The 20,623-nt window shown below is 49.3% G+C and carries 10 protein-coding genes; 8 read left to right on the top strand and 2 right to left on the bottom strand.

Annotation, left to right across the window (positions count from 1 at the left end):
* Positions 1-256 precede the first annotated feature (256 nt).
* The 4 genes from Q0785_RS02085 to Q0785_RS02100 all read left to right on the top strand — a co-directional run bounded on the left by Q0785_RS02085 (position 257) and on the right by Q0785_RS02100 (position 10,250).
* Positions 257-3,919, top strand: coding sequence for a S8 family serine peptidase (locus Q0785_RS02085; protein WP_298824615.1), 3,663 nt, complete (start codon positions 257-259; stop codon positions 3,917-3,919).
* 279 nt (positions 3,920-4,198) lie between these two features.
* On the top strand, positions 4,199-4,786 hold the full coding sequence (locus Q0785_RS02090) for a transposase (RefSeq protein WP_298824619.1): 588 nt from the start codon (positions 4,199-4,201) through the stop codon (positions 4,784-4,786).
* Positions 4,787-4,907: 121 nt separating this feature from the next.
* Positions 4,908-8,420, top strand: coding sequence for a DUF6359 domain-containing protein (locus tag Q0785_RS02095; protein WP_298824621.1), 3,513 nt, complete (start codon positions 4,908-4,910; stop codon positions 8,418-8,420).
* Between the two features lie 663 nt (positions 8,421-9,083).
* On the top strand, positions 9,084-10,250 hold the full coding sequence (locus Q0785_RS02100) for a trypsin-like peptidase domain-containing protein (protein WP_298824623.1): 1,167 nt from the start codon (positions 9,084-9,086) through the stop codon (positions 10,248-10,250).
* A 1,556-nt stretch (positions 10,251-11,806) separates the two neighbouring features.
* On the opposite strand, the gene Q0785_RS02105 is transcribed toward Q0785_RS02100, so the two are convergent.
* Complete coding sequence (locus tag Q0785_RS02105; RefSeq protein ID WP_223634719.1) at positions 11,807-12,547, bottom strand: C40 family peptidase; 741 nt, start codon at positions 12,545-12,547, stop codon at positions 11,807-11,809.
* Positions 12,548-13,073: 526 nt separating this feature from the next.
* Between Q0785_RS02105 and Q0785_RS02110 the strand changes: the two genes are divergently transcribed.
* The 3 genes from Q0785_RS02110 (at position 13,074) to Q0785_RS02120 (ending at position 16,594) form a co-directional block, all read left to right on the top strand.
* The gene (locus Q0785_RS02110; RefSeq protein ID WP_298824626.1) at positions 13,074-14,036 is read left to right on the top strand and encodes a patatin-like phospholipase family protein; all 963 of its coding nucleotides are present in this window, start codon (positions 13,074-13,076) and stop codon (positions 14,034-14,036) included.
* Between the two features lie 269 nt (positions 14,037-14,305).
* Complete coding sequence (locus Q0785_RS02115; protein ID WP_298824628.1) at positions 14,306-15,331, top strand: acyltransferase family protein; 1,026 nt, start codon at positions 14,306-14,308, stop codon at positions 15,329-15,331.
* 846 nt (positions 15,332-16,177) lie between these two features.
* The gene (locus Q0785_RS02120) at positions 16,178-16,594 is read left to right on the top strand and encodes a hypothetical protein (RefSeq protein WP_298824629.1); all 417 of its coding nucleotides are present in this window, start codon (positions 16,178-16,180) and stop codon (positions 16,592-16,594) included.
* Positions 16,595-16,732: 138 nt separating this feature from the next.
* Here the strand turns inward: Q0785_RS02120 and Q0785_RS02125 are convergent, their stop codons facing one another.
* A complete protein-coding gene (locus Q0785_RS02125) occupies positions 16,733-16,882 on the bottom strand; it encodes a hypothetical protein (RefSeq protein ID WP_298824632.1) in 150 nt (49 codons plus the stop codon).
* A 1,734-nt stretch (positions 16,883-18,616) separates the two neighbouring features.
* On the opposite strand from Q0785_RS02125, the gene Q0785_RS02130 reads away from it, so the two are divergent.
* Positions 18,617-20,527 carry a S8 family serine peptidase gene (locus Q0785_RS02130; RefSeq protein WP_298824634.1) on the top strand — a complete coding sequence of 637 codons (1,911 nt, stop codon included), beginning with the start codon at positions 18,617-18,619 and terminating at the stop codon, positions 20,525-20,527.
* Positions 20,528-20,623: the final 96 nt, after the last annotated feature.

Consider the following 20,623-nt stretch of genomic DNA (forward strand, 5'->3'; position numbering starts at 1 on the left):
GGATAGAACCCAACTCAAGATGCCACTCCAAAACACCAGAGCGACATATAGAACCCTCGAAAACTCATCCAACTAAAACCTAAAAAAAGGAAAAAAGTAGAGCCCGCTAAAACCCGAAATACCTAACAAATTCGAAAAAAACTAACAAATAAGATAGCTTTGGAACCATAGACTTTTGGTAGCTGAACTGGAAAAATGAAGTTGACTTAATTATTTGATTATTTAGACAAGGATTTCAGAAAGAGGAGGAAAATACATGAAGAAAGTATTAGCAATACTCGCAATTCTACTATTAACCATCAGCAGTCTGGGTGGTTTCAACAGCCCAGAGGTTCAGGCCGCGCCTGATCCAGAAGTGAAATTGGCGAAAACCCTGCTGAAGCCGGAATCGCCGAAAGAGAAAGTCCGTGTCATCATCGAGCTGCTGGAGGAGCCGACGATTGAAACGGCGAGCAAGCAAGGCGTTCTCTATAAGGAATTGCCCGATAGCCAGAAAGAACGCATCGAAAAGGCAGCGATAGCCAAGCAGGAAACTGCCCAGACGGCGATTGCCGATATCGCGCCGAATATCGATTACTTGCAAACCTTCACAGCCGTCTTCAATGGCTTCTCAGCGGAAGTCGAGGCAGGACAGGTAGCGGAAATCGCTGAGTTGCCGAACGTCAAGGCAGTCTACGAAGCGACGGAATACAAGCGTCCCGAAGTGGAACCGACGATGACCTATTCCAAAGAGCTGGTCCAGGCGCAGCAGGCTTGGCGCGATTACGGCTTTAAAGGGGAAGGCATGGTTGTCGGCGTCATCGATACGGGCATCGACCCGGGCCACCAGGACATGGTGCTGACGAATAACACGACAGCTGCGCTGACGCAGGCAGAAGTCGAAGCGTTCGTCGCCGACAGCTCGATCGAAAAAGGCGAGTATTTTACGCCGAAAGTGCCATTCGGCTATAACTACATGGATGCCAATACGGAAATCCGGGATATCGCCCCAGGCGCGTCGATGCACGGTATGCACGTGGCTGGAACCGTCGGCGCCAACGGTAATGAAGAAAATGGCGGCATCAAAGGTGTTGCCCCCGAAACACAGTTGCTCGCACTGAAAGTATTCGGCAACGATGCCTATTACGCATCGACTTTCGGGGATATCTACATCAAGGCGATCGATGACTCCATTAAATTGGGGGCGGACGTCATCAATATGTCGCTCGGCGCAACAGCAGGGTTTGTGGATACATCAAGCCCTGAACAGCAAGCCGTGGAACGCGCGACGAACAACGGCATTTTAGTCGCCATTTCAGCGGGGAATTCGGACTTGCGTGGTTCCGGCTTCCTGGCACCGTTTGCGGAAAACCAGGATTACGGTCTGATCGGTTCGCCTGGACTGGCAATTGATTCACTCGGTGTGGCCTCTTTTGAAAACAGCATGATCACCACGGACAGTTTCGTCTATCAGGTAAACGGGGCCCAGGCAGGACGCGCACTTTACCTGTTGGCGAATGATGTGAAGCCGGAAAGTCTGCCTGCCGATTCCTATGAAGTGGTGGAAGTCGGACTCGGACTGCCGGCGGATTTTGAAGGGAAAGATGTAACCGGAAAATTCGCCTTGATTGCACGCGGTGAGATTCCGTTCACTGAAAAAGCCTTTGCAGCACAAGCGGCGGGAGCGGCTGGTGTGATCATCTATAACAACACCACCGGACCAGTCAATATGGAATCCGATCCATTCATCACCATTCCGTTCCTGTCGACGCTTCAGGCGGACGGACTGGCGATGAAAGCGGCACTCGATGCAGGAAGCCAGGTGACGGTCGTCTTTGACGGAGAGAAACTGGAGACGCCGAATCCGAACGCCGGCAAGATGAGTGATTTCACCTCTTGGGGACCGACGCCGAACCTGGACTTCAAGCCGGAAATCACGGCACCGGGCGGCAATATCTTCTCGACATTGAATGATGATGAGTACGGCTTGATGAGCGGAACGTCGATGGCAGCACCGCATGTGGCAGGCGGTACGGCTTTGGTGTTCCAGCGGATCGAAGAACTTGGCCTAGAGGGCCGGGATCGCGTGGAATTCGCGAAAAACCTGATGATGAACACGGCCAACCCGGTTGAATTGGTGGCGGGCCAATATGTTTCGCCTCGCCGACAAGGGGCAGGCCTGATGCAATTGCATGACGCGCTGTCGACGGATGTTATGCTGACGGATCAGAACAGCGGCGATGCCAAAGTAACCTTGAAGGAAATCGATAATTACCAGATGACCATGACGCTTACGGCTGAGAACTTCTCAGATGCGGCCGCGACCTACGCGGTGGGCGTCAATGTCCAAACCGACTACATCACTAAGGATCCGAATCGGAAGATCGACATCACTGATCCGAATCGTGCCGGATCCAATGTCGTGACGGATCTCGTCAACATCACTGCACCCGACACAGTGACGGTGCCGGCGAATGGGACGGCGGAAATCCAAGTGACGATTGATGCTTCAACTTTGCAGGGACGTCCGGAATTTGCGGCGTTCACCAACGGCTATTTCATTGACGGGTTTATTACCTTGACCGACAGCAATGAAGAAGTGACTGGCAACACGCCGCTTGCCGTGCCGTATTTCGGCTTTAACGGCGAATGGGACGATGCACCGATTTTTGATGATGTGGCATGGGATCCCGGCACTGTTTTCGCTTCGACATTCCTGACCGATGATTTCGGAATGATCATCAACGGCGGCAGCCACCAGCAAGGCTTTGTTCCGGAGCGCTTCGCCTTTTCACCGAACGGCGATGGTGCACGGGAATCGATCATTCCGGTATTCTCGCTGCTGCGGAACGCCAAGCAGCTGGAAGTGAATGTGCTGGATGCAGCGGGCAAAAAATTGCGGACCTTGCAGACCGCAGAAAATCTGGTGAAGAATTTCTCCACCCAGTTTTCCTATTATTACAATCCGCTGAATGAGTGGAACGGGGAAGTGCTCGGCGAAACGGTCGAAGACGGCCAGTACCAGATTCAGATGCGCGCGGTCATTGATTATCCCGATGCCGAGTGGCAGTCACTGACTATGCCGATTCTGGTCGATACAGTATCACCGACGGCAAGAGCTGCCTTAAATGCGGAAACTCAGACCGTAACGGTGACGAATTTTGAAGATAACACAGGAGGCGGCGGTGCAGACCGCTGGGAAGTATTCCTCAACAACGTGGAGCTGACCGAGAATCAGGAGACTTTTGAAGACGAGTCGCTGGCACCGAGCACCACCAGCTACGTCGTGCCTGTCGACATCAAAGCGGGCGACGTGCTGAAAGCGGTATTCCACGACACGGCTGGCAATAAAACCGAAGTTCCGTTGACCGGTGCAGTGGAAGACACGGAGAAACCAGCCGTTTCCATCATCGCACCGGGGCTGTTTGAAGTATTGAGCACCAAACGGGTGGATGTATTCGGTACGGTAGAAGACAAATCACGCATCGTCTCTGTGACGGTCAATGGCGAAAAAGCGGATCGCTTTGACGGCGCCTTCTTCCAGCATAGATTGACATTGGAAGATGGCCGAAACGATATTTTCGCCAAAGCCATCGACGAAGCCGGCAATGAGCTCGAAGTGCGCAGCCAAGTGCTGATCGACACCCAACCGGCTGTCCTTGAACTGCTGGATGTGCCGGAGACGGTGGAAGCCGGCCAGGATAGCGCCGAAGTGACGTTCAATGTCACAGACAATATGGACGCCATCAAAGTCTACTTGACCGACAGTGAAGTCTACAGCAACGACATGAGCGAGCCATACGGGGAAGGTGACTTCAACGAAGACATCACCATCACGGTCCCTGTCGCCAATCCAGGCGAAAACGAATTCACCTTGAAAGTCGTCGACGCTGCTGGACAGATCACAGAAGAAAGTTTCGTCATCACAAAAGAACAGTAAAGCATGGAAAAAAGCCGGGAGCGGGTGCTCCCGGCTTTTTTTGTTTGGGAATTGTGTGGGAATTGTTTGCGTGCCTGGCACCCAAACAACTCCCACACAATTCAAAAAAATATTTTGAAGCTGAATAGACAGGTTGTTCAATGGCTTTCATGATGAAAAATCATTTTTGAGCTTCTGCGCGCCGGCAAATGTACGTTATCCTCTTTTTGAAACAATTGACGGAACTCCACCTTCTTTCTACGATAGAAAGAAAGTTCTTAGAAGAAGAGAGTGAGCGGGATGGGGAGAAACCGGCGCATCTGGAATCCGGATGCCTATGAACATGTGGTGATGAGGGGGAATAACAGGCAGCCGATTTTTCGGGAGGAATCGGATATCGATGCTTTTATCAGGGTGTTGGCGTATGCCCATGAAAAATATCCATTCACGATTCTGGCTTATTGTTTGATGACCAATCATTACCATTTATTGATCCGGTCACCTGAAGTGCCACTAGGGAAATTGATGGCCCTCATCAATAAGCGCTACAGTGATTACGCCAAAAAGAAATACAACTACAGCGGTTATTACTACGAAAGCCGGTATTATGCCGGCAAAGCGATCACCCACAAAAGCATCCTCGCAGTCAGCCGCTATATCCACAGAAATCCGATCAACACCCTGAATCCGATGGTGGCGGAGATGAAAGAGTATCCGCACAGCTCTTACCGTTTCTATGCAGATGCTTCCTGTCCGCCTTATGAATTTCTCGACTTGAGTTATATGCCGACGATCTTGCCGAGACCCTATTCCAAGTGTATAGCGGGGTATCTGATGTACTGCGAAGAGCCGGATCATCCGGAACTTGAGCGCATCGGAGCGAATTGAGCGAGAATTGTGCGGGTGCCAGGCACGAAACAAGAAAAAATTTGCATTATTTACGAAATTTTAATAAAACGCTTACAATTTTCTTGTATACTTATTTCGTAACTCATAATATTTTAGGGGAGTGGAGCTTTTGACGAGAAACACGTTCATGAAGATCTTATTGAGCTTGGTACTGGCTTTATCCGCGATGCTGCCATATTTGGCGACGCCGGCAAACGCCGCAGAACCGATTACGGTTGCTGACGCGATCGCGAACAACACAGGTGCAGCCACAGTGAAAGGCTTTATCGTGGGAACTGCCAGTAGCGGCACCAGTTACGACCAGGAAGCACCTTTTACAATGGCAACAAATCTGGGTCTTGCCGATTCTCCGGATGAAACGGATCCGGCGAAAATCCTTCCGGTGCAATTGCCGACAGGAGCTACGCGAGCAGGCTTGAATCTGGTCGACAACCCGGCCAACTTTAAAGCGGAAGTCACCATTACGGGAACTTTAGGCGCTTATTTTACAGTGCCTGGCCTACGCTCAGCGTCTGCCTACACCATCATTTCTGAAGGCGAAGCACCACCTGAACCGACTGCCGTCGAAACATTGGCGGAAGCACGTACCATGCCCGGCGAACTGATTCAGGTTGATGCAATTGTCACAACTGAAACAGGCTTCTGGGGCGGCAATGCATTCTACGTCCAGGATGATACAGCCGGAATTTACGTTTACACATCGAGCGCAACTGTTGCACCGGGCGATCTGGTCCGTTTGACGGGAACCGTTTCCGAATACAGCGGCGAACTGCAGCTGCAGCCCAATACCATAGAAATTCTTTCTTCCGGCAATGAGTTGCCGGCAGTGCAGACCGTTACGCCAGCCGGTGTCGCTGAAGACACACAAAGCGAGCGCATCGAACTGCAGAACGTTACCATCACAGGATTAAAAGCCGTAAACGAGTACGGTACATTCGAATTTTCAGCTGTTGCTGAAAACGGAGAAGCGGTCATCATCCGCAACGATAACCGCAATGGACTGACTTTTGAACAATTTACGCAACAATATAAAGAAGGCGATTTGATCCATGTAACTGGAATCGCTTCGAAATACAATGACACCTACCAGGTGAAGACCCTTGGCTTTGAAAGCTTTGACCTAGTCAATAAACCAGCGGTCTACACTGATGTTTTCCCAGGTGTCGTTTCTGAAGGCACTGAAATCACATTGGCTTCAGGCTGGGAAAATGCAACTATTTATTACACGCTTGACGGCTCAGCTCCAACTGCCGACAGCACCGAATACACAGCACCAATCGTCTTGACAGAAGACGCAGCGATCAAAGCCATTGCGATTGCTGACGAAACGTCTGAGGTATTTACATTCGAATACACGGTCCTGAAAACAACGGACCTGAAAATCCGCGACATCCAAAGCGGCAGCCACTACTCCGACTATGAAGATGTAGTGGTGAATGAAATCACAGGCGTCATCACACATTTCTACAATGGAGCGAACTTTGTCATCCAAGATCCGAACGGAGACGATGACTGGACGACTTCAGAAGCAATCATGGTCAACAAAGCAAGCGCCAGCAGCTCTTTCCAAGTTGGGGATGTTGTTACAGTAGCCGGAACGGTTGAAGAACATTTCTATAAAGGCTATTCCGACATGAGAGATAACGACCTTCCGGTTACACGCATCCGTTCAACGGACGTTGTAAAGGACGGAACAGCTGAACTTCCTGAAGCTTTGATTATCGGTGAAGATGTCTACCCACCGACACAGAACATCGACGATGACGGCTTGACTCAATTCAATCCGAAAGAAGACGGCATCGACTTCTGGGAATCGCTTGAACTTATGCGTGTCAGTGTAGCTGACGCACAAATCGTCGGTCCGCAGGATTACGGCGAAGTGTTTGTCGTATCGAAAAATGCCACCAATAACGAGTTCCACAAACAAGGCGGGATCTTGCTTGCGGAAGACGATTACAACCCTGAACGCATCACCGTTACCACAGGTGAAAACATCGTTGCCAAAGCAGGCGACACATTTGCAGAAAATCCAGTTGGTGTTCTAGGCTACGGCTTCGGCAACTACCAGATCTGGACGGAGGAAAGCGAGCTTCCAGCAATCGTGGACGGCGGCACCACTCCGGAGGAAACATGGATTGAAAACAAAGAAGATGAACTGACCGTAGCGGCTTATAATGTAGAGAACTTCTCTGCAGATCCAAGCCATACATCTGATGCAAAAGCACAGCGCATCGCAGAGTCGTTCGTGAATGACCTGAACTCGCCGGACGTCATCGTCATGGTGGAAGTACAGGACAGTGACGGCCCGATTGCATCAAACAACAGTGATGCAACAGCAAGTTACGAACGTTTGATTAATGATATCGAAACAGCGGGCGGCCCGACTTATGCCTGGACAGACATCGCACCTGAATACAACCAGGACGGCGGACAGCCGGGCGGGAATATCCGCGTCGGCTACCTGTACAATCCTGAACGCGTTACACTTTCTGAAGGAACAAAAGGCACGGCAACGGAAGACAACTCATGGGTGGACGGCGAACTTGCCTTGAACCCTGGACGCGTCCAGCCGATCCCGATGCCGAATACACGTAAACCGATCGCTGCACAATTCGAATTCCAAGGTGAGCAAGTCGTGGTCATCGGCGCCCACTTGAACTCAAAAGGCGGAGACCAGCCGTTATTCGGCCAGAACCAGCCGCCATTCCTTGGCTCTGTAGAAGAGCGCATCGAACTCGCAACAGCCATCAACGGCTTTATCCAGGAAGGTCTGGAGCAAGATCCGGAATTGAACGTCATCGTTGCAGGCGATATGAACGATTTTGAGTTCACACCGGCAATGGACGCATTGAAAGGCGATATTCTGACGAATAAAGTCGAGGATGTGCCGCTTGAAGATCGATTCTCTTATTACTACCAGGGCAATTCACAGGTCCTGGATCACCTATTGGTCACCAATAATTTGGCAGACCGCACTGAATTGGACATGGTCCACATCAACGCCATGTTCATGGAAGAGCACGGCCGCGCATCGGATCACGATCCATTGCTGGCACAGATTGCATTTGAAGAAGAAGCAGCACCAGTACCAGGTGAGCAACAGGCAGATCCTGATTTATCCGGAGACCAGGCAGTCATCACAGCCGGCGAACCGGATGAAAACGGTGAACTTGCCATCACGTTCTCTGAAGGCACGGTAGCTGAATTGCTGGAAAGCGGAAAAGACCTGCTGATCGATATGCCGACAGCGGACTTGACGCTATCAGCCGAAAACCTTCAGCAACTTGCGGCAGCGGCGGGCGAAGGATTTGTATTGGAAGTGGCAGTTGACGACGCAGAACAAGTCGACAAACGCCCAACTTTGACCGATCAGATCGACCTGACCCTGACTGACGCAGCAGGCAACGAGCTGCCATTGAAATTCACCTCGCCGGTCACACTGGCATTCGACACAACGAACGACATCAAAGTCCAGTTCGGCGCGCGTGAAGACGCTAAAGGCAAGTGGAAAATCATCCAAGGCCAACTCGGCGACAATGTATTCACCCTCAGCATCAACGAACTGGGGAACTACACGGCCGTGACGAATAAAGGCCAAGCGAAGAAAAACTAATCTATGCTGAAGCAGCCAAACCTGAGCGATCGGGTTTGGCTGTTTTTTTGTGTGGTGGTGATTTAGTCGGTTCTATAAATCGCTCTGGTGCTCTGGAGAAGACTCCCACGATAAGCCGGGCCACGCTTCGCTTGCCAGTCTTATCGCTCCGTCCACTCCGGTGGCGCACCTACCGCTTGGGTGTTGGGGGATACGCAGCAAACTTATTTTGTGTGTGGGGCGGGAAGGGAGTGTGTGGTTCTGGAATCGCTCGGCAGCGGTGGTGCACGCGCCTTCACTCGGAGTGAAGTTATGGGAATATCTTTAGTAGGATTCTACAAGTCGCTTCGGACGCTTTGGAGTGGGTTCCCACAATAAGCCGGGCAGCTGGAGAACGCTGCCAGTCGTATTGCTCCACTCACTCCGGGGACGCGCCTCAGCTGGGTGTTGGGGGATACTGAGCAAACTTATTTTGTGTGTGGGGAGGGAAGGGCGTGTGTGGTTCTGGAATCGCTCGGCAGCGGTGGTGCACGCGCCTTCGCTGGGAAGGGTTAAATTGTTTGGGAATTGTTTGGGTGCCTGGCACGCACACAATTTCTTTTTGCCGACAAGACCTTTTCGACACAAGTTGTTATAATGAACACAAATCAACTGCGAAGAAAAAAACAGGAGTGGGTGAAACAGATGAACAGACGTGACAACGATGGAAAGCAAAGCTTCTACAAAGGGATCATGCAGATGCTGCTTGTTATTGCCGTACTGCTTTTTGGAGTGGGTGCCTGCCAGTCCACGGGTTCAGACGACCCGCCTGCAGAAGAGGAAATCGAGCCCACTGCGGAAGACAACAAAACAGGTGCGGTGGAGGATGAACAAAGCCAGGCATCGATGATCGCCAACGCCAAAACCCATGTCTACACCCTGTATACCGACCTCGAGCAAGGTTCAGGCTTTCTGATCAACACTGAAGGCGACATCCTGACCAATGCCCACGTTGTGCTGGATGCGTCCTATATCACTGTTAAAAACAGCGACGGCCAGGAATTCAACGGCAATATCATCGGCATGTCCGAAACCCAGGATCTGGCCATCGTCCGTGTCGACGAGCTGGCCGGCAAAGAGCCCTTGGAAATTGAAATGGAACCGGTGGACATTGGTACACCCGTTGTCGCCATCGGCAGCCCCAATGACGAAAGCAACACAGCGACCACCGGTGAAATCACCGCAACCGATCTCGACTTTCTGGACCAATATGAATACACCGGCCTCTACGAGATGACCGCAGAAATCGCGCAGGGCTCAAGCGGCGGCCCGCTGATCGCGGCTGACACCGGAAAAATCCTTGGCATCAACTCGATCATCCTTGAGGAAAAACAGGGTACCGGCTACACCATCCCGCTCTACTCCGTCTGGGATCAGCTGACCGAATGGGTCGAAAACCCGATTCTTCCTGAGGAAGAGGAAATCGTGCTGCAGGATGTCAAAGACGCCTATTTTGCTGATGAACTGTTGGAAGACTTTATTGCCGCTTATTATGAACTGATTCCGTATTCGCTGAATGATGCCGAATCTTCCTACTACCTGTCCTATATCCTGCCAGACAGCGAAGCGGAACAGGAAGCGACAGAGCTGGTTGAGGAGTTTGCCGAATCGGGTCGTATTTATGATACCGTCCAGCCGACTATCACCAGCATTGATATCAATGAAGACAATGCCATCGTGGAGGCCGAAGCCGACTTCACCTACCACGAAATAGAGAGCGGCGAATCGTCGACTGTGTCCCACGAAGGCGTCTATTCGGTGGTGATCGACGAGTACGGCGATTACCAGATCGAGGATATTGTGAATGAATAAAGAGTAGACTCAGATGTGAGTCTGCTTTTTTATGTGATGATTTTTCTGGGTTCTTTAAGTCGCTCTAGTGCTCTGGAATGGACTCCCGCGCTAAGCCAAGCAGCTGAAGTGCGCTGCTCGTCTTAGCGCTCCGTCCACTCCTGGACGCACCTGCCGCTGGGTGTCGGAGAATACGGAGCAAACTTATTGATGTGTGGGGGTGGAAAGTTAGCGTGTGGTTCTGGAATCACTCGGCAGCGTTGGTGCACGCGCCTTCGCTGAGTGTGAGATTACGGGAATAGTTTTTAAAAGGTTCTACAAGTCGCTTCGGACGCTTTGGAGTGGGTTCCCACAATAAGCCAGGCAGCTGGTAGTGCGCTGCCAGGCTTATTGCTCCACCCACTCCGGGGACGCGCCTCAGCTGGGTGTAGGAATGGAATCCTATCTTCTGGTTCTTGTTGAGAAGGTAGATGGGGAGTGGTTCTGAAATCACTCGGCAGCGGTGGTGCACGCGCCTTCGCTTTGAAAATCACCTTTTCAGGAGTTCTACAAGACCTATCGAGGTTTCTACCTCACCAGTATGCTTCTCTACATGAAATTTTCAACTCCTTACACAATTTTCACAAGAAAGATCACATCTTGTGTGTGAAGGAAGCCATATCAAAAAAGTCACTCCCTATTTTCGGCTGTACGCGACGCGAACAGCTTCCATTCAGTGGCTTGAACTTTGTAAAAAAACTTCGAATTGAGGTAAGGATGAAGAGTGTTCAGGTAAAGGAGCAAAAAGTTTAGGTATAGATATGAAAATTTCATGTAGCTGCTTCAATCATTCATGTAGAAGCCTTAAACATTCAGCTAGGACTCAAGCCGACTCCCCAAGCTTCATTCCCACAACTAGCTACCATAAAACCCATACCTCAGTTTAAACCACAAAATGATGCAGAAACAAACGTTTCTGCGAAAGCCCTCTATAGTCAGTCCGTTGCTTATACTTTTCACACTCCTCCGATAAAGAGTGACGCTAATTCCTTATCTCTCAAAAAATAGAAGAAAGAGCGGAAGGTGGCGAAGGGCAAAGATGTGCTCCTGCATCGCTGCGCTAGCTTCGTCGCAAAGGTATTGACCAAACTACCTTCGGCCAATACCTTTCCTGGGGGAAGCAGCGAAGCGACGAAGTGCCGAAATCCACTCGGGCGTTAAGCCCGAGTGGATTTCGGCGCAAGCCCCCCGGAAAGCGTCCACCTGAAGCGACTTCTTCCCCACTGAAACTACTGCAATGTTTACATTCCTCTACAGCCTTCACTAGCATCATCTTCGGCACCTGGTCCGAAAGCGTCCACCTGGAGCGACTTCTTCCCCACTGAAACTACTGCACTGTTCACATTCCTCTACTGCCTTTACTAGCATCATCCTCGGCACCTGGCCCGAAAGCGTCCACCTGGAGCGACTTCTTCTAGCCTGGGCATCCTGCATTGGTATTACTCCAGCAACATTAAAGATTCCCAAATTAAAAAGGGGACCGGCGAAGGCCTGCTATTAGCAGGTCTTCGGGTCACCCTTTGGAAATACCTATTTGATTAGAAGCGCTTGTAGCTATGGAATTTCTTGCCCCAGTATGGGTCATTCATGCTCTTGACTTCTGCTTTCGCTCCGCCAGAATGGATGAACTGGTTGTTGCCGATGTAAATCCCAACGTGTGAGATCCCAGCGCGGTACGTGTTAGCAAAGAATACCAAATCGCCTGGTTGCGGGCTGCTGACTGCATAAGTCTCAGCGTATTGTGAAAGTGTCGTGCGTGATACGTTTTTGCCTGCTTTTTTGTAAGCGTATTGAACAAATCCACTGCAATCGAATCCAGAAGGTGTCGTGCCGCCAAATTTGTAAGGGATGCCTTTAAGTGACAATGCTGCTGAAACGACTGATGAAGATGAAGTTGAAACGGAAGCTTTCTTGACAGTAGTGGAAGAAAGCAATGTGCTCAATACCCATCCTGATTTACCGTTGACTTTCACTTTGTACCAAGTCGATTTGCCGACTTTCTTTTGGTGAGTAGCTGTAGCGATTGACCCTTTTTTAGCGACTGTAACCACTTTGTATTTTGTTCCTGCATCTGCGCGAACATTTGTGTTGTATTTCATTTTGAATGTACCTGATTTAGCAGTTGCTTTGCTTGCGGCAACTTGCTCCACTGTAGATTCAGAAGTTTCATATGATGAAGTAGCGACATTTTGTGTAGTTGTTGCTGCTTGTACGTCCGTGGTTGAGTTAGCAAATAGCAATGATCCAGCTGCGAGTAAAGTAAAGACTAGTTTTTTCATGTTAGGTGGTTCCTCCAATAAGTTTTTTTATTATCCAAGAATATGAATTAATAATATTTTGCTCTGCCATTTACTATATAGAGAGAACAACGTAAAAACAACGTCAATTCAATTGCAGTTATATTACAGTTGTATAACAAAAAGAATTCGGCCTTCAAAACCCTTTGAGGGAAGGCTTTTGGAGGTCAATAAAATACGGAGAAAAGGTTTATTTCTTTAGAAAACGGGTTTCAAATCTTTAAAATAGTGTATTTGTTACAAATAATCTCCTAATAAATACAAAATTAAAAATCCTGCCAGCTGTATTTTAGCTATGCAAAGTGAAAAAATGACAAATTGATGATAGACTGCTTCTTGAAAAAATGTATAAGGTAAACACACTCATTTTTTTATTAAAAAAATAATATACTATCTAAATTATGTGAAAACTTTGATTGCAATAACATCTGTTCGTCCAATTTTGACAGAAAACCGTAAACTTCTTACAATTAAATAAATTAGAAAATTCCGAAAAGAGGGGAAGCTGATGAAAAAAATCCTATCCATCGACGGTGGAGGTGTCCGCGGCATCATCCCGGCAATGGTGTTGGCAGAAATCGAAGACCAGACCGGAAAACCGATTGCGGAGCTGTTTGACTTGGTGGTCGGCGCGTCGACCGGAGGGATTTTGGCGCTGGGGCTGGTTGCCCCAGACAGATTGGCTCCGGCACAGCCGCGCTATTCGGCGGATCAATTCCTCGGATTTTATTTAGAGGAATCCCATGCCATTTTCGATAAATCGCTGTTCTACAAAATCACCCGGGGTATTTTTGCCAGGCGCTATCATGCCCGGGCGCTTGAAAAGGCATTGAAGAAATACTTCGGTCCGACCATGCTTTCCGAAGCCATAACAGCTGTCGTAGTGCCCAGCTATGAAATCCATGGGCGCTTTACGGCCTTTTTCAAGAGCCGTGACGTAACCGAAAAGAAAATCGAAAGAGATGTATTGATGAGGGATGTTGCACGCGCCGGCTCGGCAGCGCCGACGTATTTTGTGCCGAAGAAGATCAAAGCCTATCCGGATGCAATTTTCATCGACGGCGGCGTCTTCGCCAACAACCCGGCCATGTGCGCCTACGCGGAAGCAAAGGAAATCTTTCCGGACGACGAGGATTTGCTGATCGTTTCGCTCGGTACAGGGAATCCGCAGCTGACCATCGAATTCGGCAACTTCCGAAACTGGGGCTTGCTCGGCTGGGCGCGTCCGCTCTGGTATATCCTGATGGACGGCAGCTCTGATGTGGTGCATCACCAGCTGAATTACGTCCTGCCGGAAAGGGAAGAAGCGAAACGCTATTACCGTTTCCAAATCGAGTTGGAGGAGCCAGGTACGGAGAAACTGGACGACGGCTCGGAAGAAAACCTCAACGCCTTGGTCGAGCTCGGCCAGGAACTGCTCGATACGAACCGCGAAGACATCCGCAAATTATGCCGGCAGTTAATGGAATAAAACCTTTGTCATACAGATGTAATCAATTCGTAGTGGTTCAAATCGGTGGGACAGGCTAAAATGATAGAGGGATTTAATGTAATGATGTTTAAAAGCGGAGTGGGGAAGAAGTCGCTCCAGGCGGACAAGACATTGGCCGAACTCTCTTCGGCCAATGTCTTTGCGACTCGTATACTTAGAACATCTGCCACCCTCCACTCTTTCTTCTATAACAATAATTATTCATCTTCAACAAAACATCATACATATATATAGAAGGAGTTGCCCACATGGCCAGAAGATATGACTATATGGATTGGCTGCGGGTCTTGTCGATTTTCGTAGTCGTCGGCATTCATGTAGTTTCAAAAATCATCAACAGCACCACCACGGACGACTGGATCTGGCATTTCGCCAATGTTTTCGATGCCGGTCTGCGCTGGTGTGTGCCGATTTTCTTCATGCTCAGCGGTGCCTTGCTGCTGACGCGTGATAAAGAGGAAAGCGTCTGGCAATTTCTGCAGAAGCGGCTGTCGAAAGTCGTCATTCCGCTGATTTTCTGGAGCTTCGTCTACACGCTGTACAATATTTACGAGCTGGGCGAGTCCTATACCGCTTATGAAATCCTTGTGCAGTTCCTGACTGATGACATCTATTACCACTTGTGGTTTCTCTACACCATCACCGGCCTCTACATCATGGCGCCTTTTCTGAAGCTGCTGGTAGCTTACATGGACAAGAAAACCTTCCAGGCTTTTCTGGTGTTCTGGATCGTCTTTGCCAGCTTCCTGCCGTTTCTGCCGAAGTTCCTCGGCTTCGAAATTGCCTTGGATGCCGGATTGTTCCAACCGTATATCGGCTATTTCCTGCTCGGCGCCTATCTCGTGCTCTACCCGATTCCGAAAAAATACCTGATGCCACTGGGTGTACTCGCGGCCATCAGCTATTTTGCGACGCTTTGGGGTACTTATTACTTGAACATCGGCTTGCCGGCGGGCGAGTTCGATGAGTTCTTCTACGAGCATTACCGACCGAACAACTTGCTGATTACGCTGTTCATCTTTGTCGGATTCCAGCACATGGCGAACAAGATCAAGCCGAATGCCCTGATCACACGGATCAGCACCGCCACTTTCGGCATCTACGTCATCCATCCGCTCATCCAGATTTATATGAATAAATTCTTCGGGCTCAACGAAACCACCTTCAACCCGATCATCAGCGTCCCGCTCGTCTGGATTCTCATATTCACTCTCTCATTCGCCATCATCCTGGCCATGCAGAAACTGCCGGTGATCAACCGATTGGTACCATAGAAAATGGACAGTCTTCTTATAGAGAAGGCTGTTTTTATTTGGGTATACAGATCGCTCTAGTGCCGGGCAGCGCTGGTTTGAATTGTGCGAGAATTGTGCGGGTGCCTGGCACCCGAACAATTCCCGCACAATTTTGGGTTTCTATAAGTCACTCTGGTGCTCTGTGCTCTGGAATGGACTCCCGGGATAAGTCGAGCAGTGCTTTGCTGGGCGTACTTAGTTTGAGCGGTTTCTAAAAGTCGCTTCCGACGCTTTGGAGTGGGTTCCCACAATAAGACGGGCAGCTGGAGAACGCTGCCCGTCTTATTGCTCCACCCACTCCGGGGACGCGCCTCAGCTGGGGGTGGGGGAATACACAGCAAGCCATGTTGGATGTGGTGGGGAAAGTGGGCGTGTGGTTCTGCAATCGCTCGACGAGGTGGTGCACGCGCTCTCGCTTGGAGAGAAAAACTGGATGGAGGGAGGTTGCCGGAGTGATCCTCCAAATAGCTAGGAATAAAGAGATGAATCAGTATTTTTTTGCGGCTTTCTGGAAGTCGCTTCGGACGCTTTGGAGTGGGTTCCCACAATAAGCCGGGCAGCTGAAGAACGCTGCCCGTCTTATTGCTCCACCCACTCCGGGGACGCGCCGGCGCTTGGCTGTTAAAGGATATGCGGCAAGCCATGTTGGATGTAGTGGGGAAAGTGGGCGAGTGGTTCTGGAAACGCTCGGCGTGATGGTGCACACACCTTCGCTTGAATTGTTTGGGTGCCTGGCACCCAAACAATTATAATTACTAACAAAGTGGAAACTACTGGAAACGTATCTCTTTATTCAACGTCTAATGAAACAAAGGAGGGAATTTCTTGGAAAGCCGTTTTCTTACATTCATCATACTCATTCTCATGCTTTTAGTTGCTGGTTGTGATTCAAGTCAGAAGAAAACAGAACCTCAAAAATTTGAAGATCTTTATCCTGGAGAGCTTGCAGAAGTAACTCAGATTCAACTATTGAATGGCAGTGATGGATCTCGCGTAACTGTGACCGATCAGGAAGCCATCCACTCTTTTATTGAAAAGATAAAAGAGGCTACGTTTATTCCGGATGAAAATCAGGAGGAAAGGGAAGGTTACAGGTATGCCATAACCTTAATGGAAGAAGATGTGGAGCCTTTTACGTTTGGGGTGCGAAGTGTTGGAGATACTTACTATTACACGGAGCCAGATATCCTTCCGTATGTTGATGAACTCTTCCTGAAGTTTGATGAAGAACCGAGTGAGTAGAAAAAGAAATTGTGTGGGTGCCAGGCACCCACACAATTCTCGCACAATTAGTAGAGAAAGCACAAAAAGCCTTCCGTCGCAGAAGGCTTTAGCTGGTCAAACTTCAATATCGGGTTAGTAGTGAAAATCTCTTGGAGCTTAGAAGTAATAAAAGTTGATGAACAGTGCGAAGGCGATGATGGCCACTAATAAAACCGTCGAGGCCACAATCCATTTCTCGCTTTTTTTATTAATTCCATAAACGATGCCAGCAATTGCCACGAGTGCAAGAAGAATACTTAGAATCATGCCAAGCCCTCCTTAATATGTGTACAACTTTAAATTTAGTATACCATCGAAAGCCGGAACTTCTTTAGATTGGTAGAATAGTTTCAGAGAGTTCAATAACTCGCTTTGGTGCTCCGTCCACTCCTGGACGCACCTACCGCTGGATGTCAGTGAGGTTGCGGGAATATCTTTAATAGGATTCTATAAGTCGCTTCGAACGCTTTGGAGTGGGTTCCCACAATAAGACGGGCAGCTGGAGAACGCTGCCCGTCTTATTGCTCCACCCACTCCGGGGACGCGCCGGCGCTTGGCTGTTAAAGGATATGCGGCAAGCCATGTTGGATGTGGTGGGGAAAGTGGGCGTGTGGTTCTGCAATCGCTCGGCGTGATGATGCACACGCTCTCGCTTGGAGTGAGGTTGCGGGAATACCTTTAATAGGATTCTATAAATCGCTTCGGACGCTTTGGAGCGGGTTCCCACAATAAGCCAGGCAGCTGGAGAACGCTGCCAGTCTTATTGCTCCACCCACTCCGGGGACGCGCCTCAGCTGGGTGTGGGGATGACATCCCATCTTCTGGTTCTTGTCGAGAAGATAGATGGAGAGTGGTTCTGAAATCGCTCGGCAGCGATGGTGCACGCACCTTCGCTTGATGTGGGTGAAGTCTATAAATAGATTTGTGTTTTTAGAGGAAGAGTAGGGATCTCTACCTAACAATTATAAGTTTCTACTATAAGAAGGTGAGGATGCTATCTCACTTTTTAACTTCTCTATATGAAAGATTTCCTTACCTACACGAATTTCATGAGGGAAATTACATTCTGTATATGGACAATACCTGATCAGAAAATGTCACTCCCTATCCCCGGCTGTTCGCCACGCGAACAGCTTCCATTCAGGTGCTTGAACTTTGTAAAAAACATCGAATTGAGGTAAAGATGAAGATTGTTTATGTAAAGGAGCAAAATTTCAGTTATAGATATGAAAATTTCAGGTAGCCGCTCCAATTGTTCATGTAGAAGCCCCGAACATTCAGGTAGAACCCCAAGTAGCCACCAGTAAAGAAATCTCAAGTTCAACACACAAAATGATGCAGAAACAAACGTTTCTGCGCAAGTCCCACACCTGTTCGTGATCAGCTCGATGCCTATGCTTTCCGCATTCCTCCGATAAAGAGTGACGCCTCACTCCTTATCTCCCAAAAAACTAGAAGAAAGAGCGGAAGGTGGCGAAGGGCAAAGATATGCTCCTGCATCGCTGCGCTAGCTTCGTCGCAAAGGTATTGACCGAACTACCTTCGGCCAATACCTTTCCTGGGGAACCAGTGAAGTGCCGAAATCCACTCGGGCGCTAAGCCCGAGTTAGTTCGGCGCGAGCCCCCCCGGAAAGCGTCCACCTGGAGCGACTTCTTCCCCCTGAATCCATTGCACTCTACTGTTCTCATCCTTGTCTTGCTTTTCAAACTCGCTGCGCTGTCCTGCTTAAGCTTTTGTCCAGCCTTCACTGTTATGGCCATCCCCCAGATATTAGTATAAATTACTCTTTTCTAGTATAAATTTAAGCGAAAGCCCTTTTCATCTCAACTGGAAGTGAGTACAATACAAGTAATCAAACAATGGACACAATTGGCTTTGACGCTTCTTTCTACATCTTATATACTGATATTGGTAATAGAACTTATATGTCTGTTAAATATTTCTTATATTTTTGGAAAATTCTACTAAAATAATTCGGAATAGCAAAGGGGTTTTTTTTATTGAAAATACTGTATAGCACGTTGAGCGCTTTACTTCTGGTTACGGGTTTGGGGCAATTAACGGCTTCAGCGGATGACAATCAGGAAAAACGGATGATTATCGTCTATGAGGAAGAGCAAAAGAGCTTTTCAATCGCTGAAAAGACCGAAGATTTCGGCGGTTCTGAGGTAGAGGCCTATGAGGAAGTATCGATTGTATCTGCGGAAATGACGGAAGCGGAAGCTGAGAAGCTTTTGGCCGATCCTTCCGTCAAAGCGATTGAAGAAGATATCGTATTTTCTCTTAGTGCTCAATCGGAAGGCTGGGGAATCCCGCAGATCAAGGCAGCTGCGGCTTGGAATTCCGGATTTACAGGAAAAGGCGTGAAAGTCGCCGTCATCGATTCGGGGATCACCAGACATGAAGATTTGGTCATCGCCGGTGGCTATTCCGCTATAGATGGCATGACTTCCTATGCGGATGATCAAGGGCATGGAACGCATGTCGCCGGAATCATCGGCGCCAAAAATAACAGCATCGGCTTAAAAGGTGTGGCACACGAAGCGAGCCTGTACGCCGTCAAAGCATTTGACAGCAAAGGCGATGCCTATTTATCCGATTTGATTGAAAGCGTCAACTGGGCCATCACTAATAATATGGACATCATCAACTTGAGTGGCGGTTCGCCGGAAGATTCCACCGTCTTCAAGGAAGTTTTCGACAAAGCTTATGCCAGAGGGATTTTGATCGTAGCAGCAGCCGGCAATGTCGGCACCAATACCGGGACAGGCGATAATGTCGAGTATCCGGCACGCTATCCATCCGTCATTGCGGTGGGTGCATTAGGGCAAAACTTGCTTCGCGCACCATTTTCATCGACAGGACCTGCGGTTGAAGTGGTGGCGCCTGGGCTGAACATCTACAGCACATTGCCAAGTAACCGCTACAGCCTGATGTCCGGTACCTCTATGGCGACGCCGTACGTGGCTGGCCAATTGGCTTTGATGAAGCAGGCGTACCCAAAATTGACGAACAAGGAATTGCGGGCTGTGATGGCACAGGAAGCGAAAGACTTGGGCAAAGCTGGCAGAGATCCCCTCTACGGCCATGGATTGATTCAGATTTCTTCCTATAAAGCACCGCGGATTTCCGAAGTGGGCAATCCACTTCTGACACTGGCTTTCGATAAGGCGTCGATCACCAGCGCAGTCGGCAAATCGGTTCAACTGGCTGTGACGGCGAGCTATACGAACGGCGAAGCCATCGATGCGGCCCAAACCGCACAATGGGTTTCATCAAATCCGGCAGTAGCCACCGTCTCTAAAGGAAAAGTGACGATGAAAGCAGTTGGGAGCACCACCGTCACTGCAACTTTAGGAAATAAAACCGCTTCATTGAAAATAATCGTTCCACAAACTGCCGATCTTTTCACAGACGTATCGGCTGCCTATTTTCCTTCAGTCGACTACCTGGTGAAAAGAGGGGTCACCAATGGTGAAAGCTCCACACGGTTTGGCGTTCAAAACGACATCCTTCGTGTGGACGCCGCCATCTGGCTGGCAAAAGAACTTGGTTTGAACCTGGCGACAGCACCAGCGTCCGGATTCACCGATGTTCCGGCCCGTGCCGTGCCGTCAGTGAACGCATTAAAACACGCCGGCTATATCAGCGGCAAGACGAAAACGACCTTCGGGGCAACCCAAAAGCTGACGCGGGGCGAAATCGCCTTGATTCTCAAAAACGGCTATAAGCTTCAGCCAAACGGTGAGAAATTGCCGTTTACCGACGTATCATCCCGCTACGAAGAAGCCGTCAATGCGCTGGCCGCCAATAAAATCACCAACGGCATCAGCGCTACACAATTCGGCGTCGTCAACAATGTAAAACGCGGCGAATTGGCCATCTTCATCTATCGACTGGCTTCGATGTAAGCATTGACTGTAATCATTTTCATTTCAATAAAACTGCATACCCCTTCCAAAACCCGTCTGCCCTTGGCATGACGGGTTTTTTCATCGATTCAATAT

Source organism: uncultured Planococcus sp. (assembly GCF_947501725.1).
Lineage (GTDB): Bacteria > Bacillota > Bacilli > Bacillales_A > Planococcaceae > Planococcus > Planococcus donghaensis_C.